Raw genomic sequence first — 12544 nt, forward strand, 5'->3', positions numbered from 1 at the left:
GAGACCGCCCCGGCAAAACCAATGAATTAAATCTATCTCCTGATAGAATCACTCTATTGACGATGAATTTTCAATTGATTAATTTTAAGCATCATCCCGCCCGACGCCGCGCAACACCGTCATGAATATCAAGCAGCTGCACTATTTTCACGAACTGGCCAGGCATCGGCATTTTGCCAAGGCCGCCAAGGCCTGCCACATCACCCAGCCCACCCTCTCAGCCAGCATCACGGCGCTGGAGAAGAACCTGGGCACGGATTTGGTGGTGCGCACCAGCCAGTTCGTCGCTCTCACAGAGGCGGGCGAGCTGGTGCGCCAGTATGCCGAGCGGATGCTGCTGGAACAGGAGGCACTCAAGCAGGAGCTGGCGCTGTTTCACGGCGAGTTGTCGGGCACCTTGCGCATCGGTATAGTGCCGCAGTCCAACGTCGACATAATGCCGCTCATCGCCCGCTGCAAGCAGCGCTACCCCGATATCGTCATTCGCCTGTCGGTGTTGAGCAACGAGGCCCTGCTGTCACAGCTGGCGCTGCACCAGTGCGACATAGGCCTGGGGTTTGACGAGCCCCCCGGCGAACCTGGCAGGCGCGCCTTCCGCGTTTACCCACAGGGTCACAACCGGATGGCCGTGTTGATGAACCGCGGCGCGGCTGAGCCTCTCCCCTGCTCCGAGCCCATGACCCTGGCCAGTCTGCAACACAGACCCCTGGTACTGCCAAGCCGCTCCATGCAGTTTCGCAGATACCTGGATCTCGCCGCCGAACGGGCGGGGATCCCGCTCAAGGTGGTGCTGGAGACAGACTCCCTGTTCCACCTGGTGAGCGCGGTGCGCCATCGGCTGGGCTGGGCCATCGTCAGCGCGGGCCTCGCCCGCTCCGCCAGCCAGCTCTCGGATCTGGTCTGCCAGCCCCTTGAGCCGCTCGAGGCCGGCAGCACCGTCTTTATTACTCGTCAGCACAGCATCACCCCCGCCATACGCGCCTTCCTTGAACTGGTGCAAGAGGCGGATGACAATCTTGAAAAATAAGGTGATGCCAACAGGCGAACTTCCCCTCGATATTTCTGCCATAGCCAAAGATGGCAGAAATATATACCTTCCCGCTAAAAAACAGTCGCCATGTGGTTAACAAAAAGAGATGAGCCCTCAGAAATATGATTTCTGCAATGAGGTAAATAAATGACAACTTAATCCCTATCCCAACTCCTTAAAATAGTTATTCTTGATTGGAGATACGTTAACAAGGAGATAAGCGAGTCGTAATCAACAGATAATTCAAGCTCTCAATCGAATCCAATTTAAATATTTAAACCGACTCTTTTATCGTTATTTAAAGGTTATTTGTGAAGCACCACACAATAACAACTTTTACTCCCGCCCCCCTTTCCTCACATTGATGGCGATCAAGAATGATCATACCGTCTGGTCGGTATGATTGCGCCATGAGCATAGAAACCCAACATAGAAAAAAAGACCCTGTACGTCTTTATCGACAACTGCTGGAGTCGGCAGCCACCATCGCTGGCCGGGATGGTATCGCCGCCCTGTCGTTGAATGCCGTTGCCTATGAAGCCGGGGTGAGCAAGGGTGGCTTGCTACACCACTTCCCCAACAAGCAGGCGCTGATCTTTGCCCTGTTTGCGCGTCTGCTGGCCATCATGGAAGAGGCCATTTCAACACTGATGACGGCGGATACGACTTCTTATGGTCGCTTTACTCGCGCTTACCTGCACTATCTTTCCGCCCCTGAATTGACGGACACCCAGGAGAGTCGCCAGCTGATGGTGCTCTCGCTGGCCATGCCGGACGAACCGGTGCTGCGAAAATGCTGGCGTGACTGGATGCTGACGCATCTGGCGCAAGGCGATGAACTGGATAATAGCCATACCGGCACACTGGTACGTTATGCCGCGGACGGCATCTGGCTATCGGAATTGACCGAAGGGCGCACCATGAGCGCCGAGCACCGTCAGGCGCTGGTGGAGACCCTGTATAATATGACGCTTCCCACGTGAAGTGCATGAGCTGAGGCCGAGATGCGCTACCACATCAATGCCCGCTTCATTTATGACGCGACCGATGGTTCCTTGACTCAGCGGGAAAGTGTTGAGCCGGATAGCCAATTGTCCATCACCGCCAATGCGCTGTTTTATTTTTTCTTGCGAAATACCGGGATCATCAGCCGCGAGGAGGTGCTTAAAAAAGTCTGGGACGATAACGGATTAACGTCATCGAACAGCAATCTCAACCAATACCTGAGCATATTGCGCAAGGCCTTTCGCCACTACGATATCGACAATATCATCATCACGGTATCGCGCGGTTATTTGCAGCTCAATCCCGAGGTCAACATTGAGCCTATTGATAATGCGCCTGCACCGCCCATTGAAATAGCGCCACCGCCATCTACGGTGACAACCCCCGAACCGGTACTCGACCCTGCCGAGTGGCAACTTCCTCTCACTCCCCGTTCACGAGGCATATGCTGGTATATCGCGGGTGGCTGCATGCTCGTTTTTGCCCTGCTGCTGGTGGCATTCGGTCTATTGAATGCCCGTGAGCCCCGCCCCGTCACACTGACCGGGATCCCCAATAACCAGTGCGAATTGCTGGCCAGCGACGAGATGCTGCGCTCGGTCAGCGCCGCGGCCTACGGTGAGCATTTCGACCAGGTGCGCCAGCGTTTGAACATCAGTTGCAAACCCGGCGAACGTTTCCTGTTTTTCTACGGGGACAGACTGGAAACCAACGGCTTGGGCCGGGTATTTCTGGCCCACTGCGCCATGCACGAAGACAACCCGTTCAGCTACTGCGACAACTATTTCTACTACTCCTGGAAGCCGTGATGAGACTTGCGCCGCGTCCCTTCTTTCTCTTGTCCTGCACGGTATTCATCGCTGCGGCAGCCTATGCCCTGTGTCAGTTGCCCAAAGAAAATGACGGTGTCATGAGCTGCGCCACTAAAGGCATCATGCGCTTTGAAGACATGAACAAAGAGAACGTCAACGGCAACATCCACTTCAATTTTGGCCGCCAGGGGAAGGGCTCCATGGTGGTTGAAGGCTATACCGATTCAGCCGCAAGCTGGCTCTACCTCCAGCGCTACGTCACGTTTACCTACAGCAGCAGCCGGGTCTCCGCCACCGAGCGTCAGTACCGCATCAACAAATGGGAAGCGAGCGCCTCCTCCATCGATCAGTCTCCGGACGTGATCTTTGACTACTTCATGCGCGAGATGTCCGACAGCCACGATGGGCTGTTTCTGAGTGCACAACGGCTCAATCAGCAGGCCATACTGCTGAGCTCCATCAACTCTCCGCTCTGGATCTGCACCCTCAAATCCGGCAGCGAGCTGAACTAGTCCCGACAATACTGCGGATGCCCCGACCCAAGCGTCGATGACGCGGCACATACCGCCCTGCCCCGACCACCTGACGTGCTCAAGCCCCCTTGATGGCTCCGCCCTCATGCGGCCTGCCAGCCCTTTAGCATGCAGGCAGCATAGTGGTGATTGCCCCCCGATCCCTTCCCCCGGCTGCACACCCTATACCGACAAGACGGCCCTTACACATTGCATAGCAGGACCAGCTCCTTCAGATTTTCCTGCCCGACCCATGCGCTCTCGCGCTGGCATGCACACGACCCGCGCCCCGATCCCAATGCAACCTCCCCCCTCTGACCCGCCGCAATGGTCACCTCACCGCCTTCATCCCTCCTTCCCGTCACATCCGGCTCGGTTTTTACATTTAGCGTCGCCGGCAAAACATGATCTCCGCCACAGTTAGCGCCCGGCCAAATTACCTCTCGGCCTCCATTACCCAACAAGCCATTAACATAGACCGACGATATTTTCATGAGCCTGAATTCGGCCTTATACAAGGCGAAAACCGCCTCGCGGCCGCAGCATGAATATATAAATACGGCTTATAAAAATCATAAATTCAGAATAACAAACTAAATATCACTATTTTTCAGATTCAAATTCCACAAATGCTGCCAGTACCTATAGTGGCGATTGAACGCCGCAACCCTGGCTCAACGCCGTGCCACGGACGGTTTTCCTTAATCACACAACACAACCTGTTCTGAGGAGATCACCATGGGTGATGCATTGGGGCTTATCGAAACCAAGGGGCTGGTGGCCTGCATTGGCGCTGCGGATGCCATGTGCAAATCCGCCAACGTAGAGCTGATCAGCTATGAAAACATCGGCTCCGGCCTGGTCACCGTCATGGTGAAAGGGGACGTGGGGGCGGTGAAAGCCGCGGTGGATTCCGGCGTGGAATCGGCACAGCGCATCGGTGAAGTGGTGACCTCGCTGGTCATCGCTCGCCCGCATAACGACATCAACAAAATCGTCATTAAACACAAGGCTTAAAGCCGGGAGATCTCAAATGGGTGATGCATTGGGTTTGATTGAAACCAAAGGCCTGGTGGCCTGCATTGAAGCGGCGGACGCCATGTGTAAAGCCGCCAACGTCGAACTGATCGGCTATGAAAACGTTGGTTCCGGCCTTGTCACCGCCATGGTGAAAGGCGACGTGGGGGCAGTGAAAGCCGCGGTGGATTCCGGCGTGGAGTCCGCACAGCGCATCGGTGAAGTGGTGACCTCGCTGGTTATCGCGCGTCCGCACAACGACATCAACAAGATAGTCGCACATTACAAAATCATGGAATAACCGGAGCAAACCAATGAAAGAAGCACTTGGTCTTATCGAAACCAAAGGTCTGGTGGCCTGTATTGAAGCGGCAGATGCGATGTGCAAAGCCGCCAACGTCGAGCTTATCGGCTATGAAAACGTCGGCTCGGGACTGGTTACCGCGATGGTGAAAGGGGACGTAGGCGCGGTGAAAGCAGCGGTAGATTCCGGTGTCGAGGCTGCGAAGCGTATTGGCGAAGTGATCACTTTTCGTGTCATTGCACGACCGCACAACGACATCGAAAAGATCGCGGAACAGCACAAAGCATGAGCCGATAGGGCACGCCCCGTCCGCACTTTTTTAGTCTGATGAAGGACAGATTCATGATTGAACTCGATACCGATTTGCTCTCCCGCCAGAACGCGAGAGAACTGGTGCGCAACGCCAAACAGGCACAGGTGATCATGGCCACCTTTTCGCAGCAGAAAATCGACGCCATCGTGAAGAACGTAGCCGAAGAAGCCGCGCGCCACGCCGAAGTGCTGGCCAAAATGGCCGCTGAAGAGACCGGCTTCGGCAACTGGCAGGACAAGGTTCTGAAGAACCGGTTTGCTTCGCTGCGCGTTTACGATGCCATCAAAGAGATGAAGACCGTCGGTATCATTCATGACGATCAGGAGAAAAAAGTGATGGATGTGGGGGTGCCGCTTGGCGTGCTCTGCGCGCTGGTGCCCTCCACCAACCCGACCTCCACCATCTTCTACAAAACGCTGATCGCCCTCAAAGCCGGCAATGCCATCATCTTTTCGCCGCACCCGGGCGCACGCCAGTGCAGCTGGAAAGCCATAGAAATCGTCAAGCAGGCCGCCGAAGCCGCCGGTGCCCCTGCGGGTATAGTGGACGGCGTCACCCAGTTGACCCTGGAGGCAACCTCCGAGCTGATGCACAGCAAGGACATATCACTGATCCTGGCAACCGGTGGCGAAGGCATGGTGCGCGCGGCCTATGCCTCCGGCACACCGACCATCAGCGGCGGTCCGGGCAACGGCCCGGCCTTTATCGAACGCAGCGCCGACATTCACCAGGCGGTGAAGGACATCATCACCAGCAAGACCTTCGACAACGGCGTGATCTGCGCGTCCGAGCAGTCGATCATCGTCGAAAGCTGCATCTACGACGAGGTTCATCGCGAGCTGGCGGCCCAGGGCGCCTACTTCATGAACGAGGGTGAAGCCGCCAAGATGGCCGCCCTGCTGCTGCGCCCGAACGGCACCATCAACCCGAAGGTGGTGGGCAAAACGGCGACCTACCTCAGCCAACTGGCCGGTTTCAGCGTCCCCCCCAGCACCCGCGTGCTGGTGGCCGAACAGACCACAGTCTCCCACAACAACCCCTACTCCCGTGAAAAGCTGTGCCCGGTACTCGGCCTGTACGTGGAAGAGGAGTGGCGTGCCGCCTGCCATCGCGTGGTCGAGCTGCTGACCAACGAAGGTCTGGGTCACACCCTGGTGATCCATACCCGCAATCAGGACGTGGTCCGCCAGTTCAGCCTCGAAAAACCGGTCAACCGCATTCTTATCAACACCCCAGCCGCCCTCGGCGGCATCGGGGCCACCACCAACCTCACGCCGGCACTGACGCTCGGGTGCGGTGCCGTCGGTGGCGGCTCCAGCTCCGACAACGTCGGCCCGATGAACCTGCTCAACATCCGCAAGGTGGGTTACGGCGTGCGCTCCATCGAGGAACTGCGCGCCCCCGATCAGCCTATTGCACCGCAGCCAATCATCGTCACCCAGGCCGCGGATCCGCGCTGCAGCATCCTCGATGACGCCCGCTTCACCTCCCCGGTACAGGCCTGCAACTCGGCCGATGACCGCTTTGCCGGCGCCACGGTCGAGGTCGGCGGCGAGATCAGCGAGCAGAACGTGGAGCGCGTCATCCGTCAGATGCTTGAGCGCCTTGGCAAGTAACGCATTGAGATAAGGCGATAAAAACCATGATTCTCGCAAAGGTAACCGGACATGTCGTCGCCACGCAGAAGTGCGATGAGCTGCGCGGCAGCAACCTGCTGCTGATAACCCAGCTGGACGATGAGCAACAACCGATGAAGGACCGCTCCTGGGTCGCCGTCGACAGCGTCGGCGCAGGCATGCACGACATAGTACTAGCCGAGGAGTATCTCGCGCTCAACAGAGACCGCTACAAGGCCATGTCGGTGGTCGCCATCGTCGAGAACGTGTTTCGGGACGCTTGAGGAGTGAATAGCCCAATGAGTGAATTTTCGCTGAAACCCCGAATCCGCTTCGGTCAGGACGCGCTGTCCGTCCTGACCGAGCTGCCCGCCCGCAACGTGCTGCTGGTCACCGATCAGATGATGGTGAAGTTTGGCCTGGCCGACCGGGTGACGCAGATCCTGCGCCAGCGCGGCATCGCCTTCCAGCTCTGGGACGATGTGGTGGCAGACCCGGATATCACCACGATAGTACGCGGCATGAAGCTCATGGACAGCCGCTATCCGGATCTGGTGATCGCGCTGGGCGGCGGCTCGGTGATTGACGCAGCCAAAGCGGTTATGTTCGCCCTGGCGAAAACACAACCGGATGTGAGCCGCGAGCGCCCCTGCTTCGTGGCCATTCCGACCACCAGTGGCACCGGCTCCGAAGTGACCAGTTTCTCCGTGGTGAAAGCCCGCAGCGAGAAGCTGGTGCTGGTCGACCCGTCATTGCTGCCGGATATCGCCATTCTTGACCCCTCGCTGGTGGCATCGGTGCCGCCAGCCATCACCGCCGACACCGGGATGGACGTGTTGTGCCATGCGCTGGAGGCCTATGTCTCCCGAGCGGCCAGCGACTTTTCCGACGCACTGGCAGAGAAGGTGGTGCAGCAGGTCTTTCGCTACCTGCCCGCCTGCTGGCGCGACGGTCACGATCTGCTGGCGCGGGAGAAGATGCACAACGCCTCCTGCATGGCGGGCATGGCCTTCACCAACGCCTCGCTCGGCATCACCCACAGCCTGGCCCATGCTCTCGGCGGCGTGTTCCGCGTCCCGCACGGCCGTGCCAACGCGCTCCTCATGGCACAGGTAGTGGCATGGAACGCCGACCGCGACGGACAGTGTGATACCCATGCCGCCCACAAGTATGCCCGCCTGGCCCACCTGCTGGACTTGCCCGCCCAGACGCCGCGCGAGGGGGTCAACAGCCTGCTGGTGGCCATCCAGGCGCTCAAAGAGGAGATGAAGATGCCGACCGGGATTGGCGATACCGGCGTCATCGCAGCCGATTTCGACCAGCGTCTGGCGGAGATGGTCAGCCAGGCGCTGCGCGACAACTGCACCCCGACCAACCCGCGCGCGCCGGATGCCCAAGCACTAACCGAACTCTATCGCAAGGCATGGTGCGGCTACCCCGCCCCGAGCCACTGAGAACAAGAACTGGAGAACCTTACCCATGGCACACTACAACTTAACGCCGCGCGTCAACGTGCTGGCTGAACGTTTACTGGCGCACACCAGCACCCTGTGCAGCGAACACGCCACTATGCTGAACGGGCTGGACGGCGACATCGCGGGCACTCCCGCAGCCGTCAAACCGGCGCGCCGCTTCCATGAACTGATGCGCCAACTGCCGCTGACCATCAGCGCCGACGAGTTGATTGTCGGCAACCAGACCCGCACACCGCACGGCGCCATTTTCCACGACGAAAGTGCCGCGCATCTCCCGTCCACCTTCCAGTTCCTGAATCTGAACAGTGCCATCGACTCCCCCGACTACAAGCTGGTGGTGGAGAAAGGCGTGCTGGCCATCAAACATCAGCTGGAAGAGAAAACCCGCGCGCTGGGCAGTGCCGTCAGCCGCAGCGGCATGGACGAAGTCAACGGCTGTCGCGCCGCCATCCATGCCTGCGATGCCCTGATGGCGCTGGCGCAAAACCTGGCCAACAGCGCCGAAACCCTGGCCGCCGCCGAAACCAACCCGTTCCGCCAGGCCGAGCTGCGTGACAGTGCCGCCATTTTGCACCAGGTACCGGCTCACCCTGCACGCAACTTCAAAGAGGCCTGCCAGTCTTTCTACCTGTTCCAGCTGGCGCTGCAGCTCGATAACGGTAGCTATGCAGTCAACCCGGAAGGGGCGGACAAGGCCCTGCTGCCCTACTTCCAGCGCGATATCGCCAACGGCGCGCTGACCGAACCACAGGCGTACGAGATCGTCGAGTGCCTGTGGTTCAAGCTGGCACAGCTGAGCGAAGTGCGCGCCACCTGCGCCATCGACGGTTACCCCATGTTTGATGCCCTGCTGCACGGCGCCAGCCTGGAGCAGGCTAGCATCAACGCGCTCTCCGAGATGTTCCTCTGCGCCCAGCAAAACCTGAGCGCCCTCAAGCTGCCGGTACGCCTCTTTCGCGGGGTGCAACACGTCTCTGCCGCCCCGTTCTCCGCCTGTGCCGATACGCCTGTGATGGAGGGCCTGACGCCGCGTCTGCAACGCCTGCGCAACCACTATCTGACCGTGCGCCCCAGCGTCTCCATCTACCGGGCACTCGCCTTTACTGAAGTCGTCAGAGCCAACCCTGGCATGCCGACCATCTTGCTGCGGGCCAAGGCGTTCCGTCACGCCTGCGAAACCGCCCCCATCCTTATCCAGGACGACGAGCTGATCGTCGGCCATCCATGCGGCAAGCCACGTGCCGGCGCCTTCTCACCGGACATTGCCTGGCGCTGGGTGCGCGACGAGCTCGATACCATGAGCACCCGCCCGCAAGATCCCTTTGAAATCAACGAAGCGGACAAGAAGACCATCCGCGAAGAGATAGTGCCGTTCTGGGAAGGCCGCTCGCTGGATGAGATTTGCGAAGCGCAGTACCGGGAAGCCGGCGTCTGGGCCTTCAGCGGCGAGACCTTCGTCAGCGATCTCTCCTACCACCAGATCAACGGGGGCGGCGATACCTGCCCGGGCTACGACGTGCTGCTGTTCACCAAGGGGATGAACGGCATCAAGGCCGACGCCCAGGCCCATCTCGCGCAGCTGAGCATGGAGAACCCGGAGGATATCGATCGCATCTACTACTACAAGTCAGCGATCGATACCTGCGAAGGTGTGGTCAACTACGCCCGCCGCATCGCGGCCCATGCCCGCGAACTGGCGGCGAAAGAGCAAGATGCCCAGCGCCGCGTCGAACTGCTGACCATAGCCGAGGTGAACGAGAACGTACCGGCCAACCCGCCGAAGACCCTGCAAGAAGCGCTGCAGAGCATCTGGACGGTGGAGTCGCTGTTCGAGATCGAAGAGAACCAGACCGGTCTGTCACTCGGTCGGGTCGACCAGTACTGCTACCCCATGTTCGAAGCCGATATTCGCGAGGGGCGCCTGACCCACGATGGCGCGCTCGAGATGATGCAGGCCTTCATCATCAAGTGTGCCGAGCTGATGTGGATGTCGAGCGAGCTGGGGGCGAAATACTTCGCCGGCTATCAGCCCTTCATCAACCTGACCGTGGGCGGCCAGAAGCGCAGCGGCGGCGATGCCTGCAACGACCTGACCTACCTCATCATGGATGCAGTGCGCTTCGTGAAGGTCTACCAGCCATCGCTGGCCTGCCGCATTCACAACCAATCGCCGCAGAAATACATGGAGAAGATCGTCGACGTCGTGAAGGCGGGAATGGGCTTCCCGGCCTGCCACTTCGATGACGCCCACATCAAGATGATGCTGCGCAAGGGGTTCGACTTTGAAGACGCCCGCGACTACTGCCTGATGGGCTGCGTCGAGCCGCAAAAATCGGGGCGCATCTATCAGTGGACCTCCACCGGATACACCCAGTGGCCGATCGCCATCGAGTTCGTGCTCAACCGTGGTCGCATGGTGCTGTTCGACAGCTATCAGGGGCTGGATACCGGCGATCTGCGTGAGCTGCGCACCTTCGAGGAGTTCGATGCGGCGGTGAAGCAGCAGATTGCCCACATCGTTCGCCTGTCGGCGATCGGCACAGTGATCAGCCAGCGTGTGCACCGTGACGTGGCCCCGAAACCGCTGATGTCACTGCTGGTGGAAGGCTGCATGGAGAAGGGCAAGGACGTCGCCGCCGGTGGCGCCGTGGTCAACCACGGACCTGGCCTCATCTTCTCGGGGCTGGCGACCTACGTCGACTCTATGGCGGCGATCCGCAAGCTGGTGTTCGAGGAGAAGAAATACACACTCGAACAAATTCGCGATGCGCTGCTGGCCAACTTCGAAGGGTACGAAGCGCTGCGCCGCGACTGCCTCAATGCGCCCAAATACGGCAACGATGACAACTACGTCGACCAGTACGCCCTGGATATCACAGAGTGGACCGAGAAAGAGTGCCGTCAATACAAGATGCTCTACTCCACCCTGAGCCACGGCACCCTCTCCATCTCCAACAACACGCCCATCGGCGAGCTGACCAACGCCACACCGAACGGGCGCCTGGCCTGGATGCCGCTCTCCGACGGTATCAGCCCGACCCAGGGGGCGGACAAGCAGGGTCCGACGGCCATCATCAAGTCCGTCAGCAAGATGAACGTGGAGACCATGAACATCGGCATGGTGCATAACTTCAAGTTCCTCAAGGGACTGCTGGATACCCAGGAGGGGCGGCATGGCCTCATCACCCTGCTGCGCACCGCCTCCATCCTCGGCAACGGCCAGATGCAGTTCAGCTATGTCGACAACGATGTGCTGAAAAAAGCGCAACAGGAGCCGGAGAAGTACCGCGACCTCATAGTGCGTGTCGCCGGCTACAGCGCCTATTTCGTCGAGCTGTGCAAAGAGGTACAGGACGAAATCATCAGCCGTACCGTGATTGAGAAGTTCTAATCGATACGTTGATAGCAATGTCCCTGTATTGAAAAAATAACCGGAAGTACTCCGCAATGGCGGGTCGCAAATAATGCGACTGCGGCCTGCCATATCCGGAGATGGAGGCAAGCGTGATCGAAAATAATGAACTAACCGGCCGCATATTCAATATCCAGAAATATTCGATATATGACGGCGATGGCATTCGCACGCTGGTTTTTTTCAAGGGCTGCAACCTTAGCTGCCCCTGGTGCGCCAATCCTGAAGGACTGAATAGCCAATTTCAGGTGATGTTCTCGCACGACAAATGCATCAACTGCGGTGACTGCGTGAATGTCTGTCCGGCCGGGGTCCATTACCGGGCCGAAGAGAACGGCAGCATGAAACACTTCGTCGATCGCAATAAAGATTGCATCGGCTGCCGCAAATGCGAAGAGGTCTGCACCCAGCACGCGCTGGACATCATGGGCAAGGATGTCACCGTCAGCGAGCTGATGGAGATCATCATGCAGGACTACGACTTTTACATCTCCTCCGGCGGTGGCGTCACCATAGGCGGCGGCGAAATGAGCCTGCAGACCGACTTTGCCGTCGCGCTGTTTCGCGAATGCAAGAAGATGATGATCAACACCGCCATAGAGACCCAGGGCACCACCTCGCTGGCCAATTACCAGCAGCTGGCTCCCGTCACCGATACCTTTTTGTTCGATATCAAGCAAATCAACAGCGAACAGCATAAGGCGATGCTGGGTATCGGCAATGAAGGTATTCGCCGCAATCTGGAATGGCTGGTTGATTACGGCGCCAAGGTGATTGTGCGCATGCCGCTCATCCGTGGATATAACGATTCATGGGATGCCATTACCGGCGCCATCGAATATGTACAGAAATTGGCGAAACGGGGAAATATCCTGCGGATCGACATGCTGCCGTACCACCAGCTGGGCCGCAAGAAATATGAGCGGCTGGATATGCCCTACCCGATTACGCAAGACCCGTCTTACACGCCGGACGAATTGGATCGGCTGGAGACCTTCTTTAAACAATTTGATTTCGATATTCGCTTGGTCCGCCATTAACAGGAGTC

12 protein-coding genes are annotated in these 12544 nt (G+C 58.6%); all 12 read left to right on the forward strand.

The features are described from left to right. The first annotated feature begins 121 nt into the window (after positions 1 to 121). On the forward strand, positions 122 to 1027 hold the full coding sequence (locus CK910_RS21560; protein WP_098984656.1) for a LysR family transcriptional regulator: 906 nt from the start codon (positions 122 to 124) through the stop codon (positions 1025 to 1027). Positions 1028 to 1440: 413 nt separating this feature from the next. After that, positions 1441 to 2013: a TetR/AcrR family transcriptional regulator gene (locus CK910_RS21565; protein WP_172955390.1), complete on the forward strand. Its 573-nt coding sequence runs from the start codon at positions 1441 to 1443 to the stop codon at positions 2011 to 2013. Between the two features lie 21 nt (positions 2014 to 2034). After that, positions 2035 to 2844, forward strand: a complete 810-nt coding sequence (locus CK910_RS21570) for a winged helix-turn-helix domain-containing protein (RefSeq protein ID WP_098984658.1) — start codon at positions 2035 to 2037, stop codon at positions 2842 to 2844. Then, positions 2844 to 3359, forward strand: coding sequence for a FidL-like protein (locus CK910_RS21575; RefSeq protein WP_172955391.1), 516 nt, complete (start codon positions 2844 to 2846; stop codon positions 3357 to 3359). Before CK910_RS21570 ends, CK910_RS21575 begins: the two co-directional genes overlap by 1 nt. A 738-nt stretch (positions 3360 to 4097) precedes the next feature. After that, positions 4098 to 4376 carry a BMC domain-containing protein gene (locus CK910_RS21585; RefSeq protein ID WP_098984660.1) on the forward strand — a complete coding sequence of 93 codons (279 nt, stop codon included), beginning with the start codon at positions 4098 to 4100 and terminating at the stop codon, positions 4374 to 4376. A 16-nt stretch (positions 4377 to 4392) separates the two neighbouring features. Beyond that, positions 4393 to 4677 carry a BMC domain-containing protein gene (locus CK910_RS21590; protein ID WP_098984661.1) on the forward strand — a complete coding sequence of 95 codons (285 nt, stop codon included), beginning with the start codon at positions 4393 to 4395 and terminating at the stop codon, positions 4675 to 4677. A gap of 13 nt (positions 4678 to 4690) precedes the next feature. Further along, positions 4691 to 4969: a BMC domain-containing protein gene (locus CK910_RS21595; protein WP_098984662.1), complete on the forward strand. Its 279-nt coding sequence runs from the start codon at positions 4691 to 4693 to the stop codon at positions 4967 to 4969. A gap of 53 nt (positions 4970 to 5022) precedes the next feature. Beyond that, positions 5023 to 6609 carry an acetaldehyde dehydrogenase (acetylating) gene (locus tag CK910_RS21600; protein ID WP_098984663.1) on the forward strand — a complete coding sequence of 529 codons (1587 nt, stop codon included), beginning with the start codon at positions 5023 to 5025 and terminating at the stop codon, positions 6607 to 6609. Positions 6610 to 6635: 26 nt separating this feature from the next. Then, on the forward strand, positions 6636 to 6893 hold the full coding sequence (locus tag CK910_RS21605; protein WP_098984664.1) for a EutN/CcmL family microcompartment protein: 258 nt from the start codon (positions 6636 to 6638) through the stop codon (positions 6891 to 6893). 15 nt (positions 6894 to 6908) lie between these two features. Beyond that, positions 6909 to 8063, forward strand: a complete 1155-nt coding sequence (locus CK910_RS21610; protein WP_098984665.1) for a 1-propanol dehydrogenase PduQ — start codon at positions 6909 to 6911, stop codon at positions 8061 to 8063. Positions 8064 to 8088: 25 nt separating this feature from the next. After that, on the forward strand, positions 8089 to 11475 hold the full coding sequence (gene cutC / locus CK910_RS21615; protein ID WP_098984666.1) for a choline trimethylamine-lyase: 3387 nt from the start codon (positions 8089 to 8091) through the stop codon (positions 11473 to 11475). A gap of 113 nt (positions 11476 to 11588) precedes the next feature. After that, positions 11589 to 12536, forward strand: a complete 948-nt coding sequence (gene cutD / locus CK910_RS21620) for a choline TMA-lyase-activating enzyme (RefSeq protein WP_098984667.1) — start codon at positions 11589 to 11591, stop codon at positions 12534 to 12536. The last annotated feature ends 8 nt before the right edge of the window (positions 12537 to 12544 follow it).

This window comes from Aeromonas sp. CA23 (genome assembly GCF_002587065.1).
GTDB classification, from domain to species: domain Bacteria; phylum Pseudomonadota; class Gammaproteobacteria; order Enterobacterales; family Aeromonadaceae; genus Aeromonas; species Aeromonas bestiarum.

Coding starts and splice junctions, on each gene's coding strand:
- CK910_RS21560 (WP_098984656.1), top strand. CDS start 122: ATGAATATCAAGCAGCTGCACTATTTTCACGAACTGGCCAGGCATCGG.
- CK910_RS21565 (WP_172955390.1), top strand. CDS start 1,441: ATGAGCATAGAAACCCAACATAGAAAAAAAGACCCTGTACGTCTTTAT.
- CK910_RS21570 (WP_098984658.1), top strand. CDS start 2,035: ATGCGCTACCACATCAATGCCCGCTTCATTTATGACGCGACCGATGGT.
- CK910_RS21575 (WP_172955391.1), top strand. CDS start 2,844: ATGAGACTTGCGCCGCGTCCCTTCTTTCTCTTGTCCTGCACGGTATTC.
- CK910_RS21585 (WP_098984660.1), top strand. CDS start 4,098: ATGGGTGATGCATTGGGGCTTATCGAAACCAAGGGGCTGGTGGCCTGC.
- CK910_RS21590 (WP_098984661.1), top strand. CDS start 4,393: ATGGGTGATGCATTGGGTTTGATTGAAACCAAAGGCCTGGTGGCCTGC.
- CK910_RS21595 (WP_098984662.1), top strand. CDS start 4,691: ATGAAAGAAGCACTTGGTCTTATCGAAACCAAAGGTCTGGTGGCCTGT.
- CK910_RS21600 (WP_098984663.1), top strand. CDS start 5,023: ATGATTGAACTCGATACCGATTTGCTCTCCCGCCAGAACGCGAGAGAA.
- CK910_RS21605 (WP_098984664.1), top strand. CDS start 6,636: ATGATTCTCGCAAAGGTAACCGGACATGTCGTCGCCACGCAGAAGTGC.
- CK910_RS21610 (WP_098984665.1), top strand. CDS start 6,909: ATGAGTGAATTTTCGCTGAAACCCCGAATCCGCTTCGGTCAGGACGCG.
- cutC (WP_098984666.1), top strand. CDS start 8,089: ATGGCACACTACAACTTAACGCCGCGCGTCAACGTGCTGGCTGAACGT.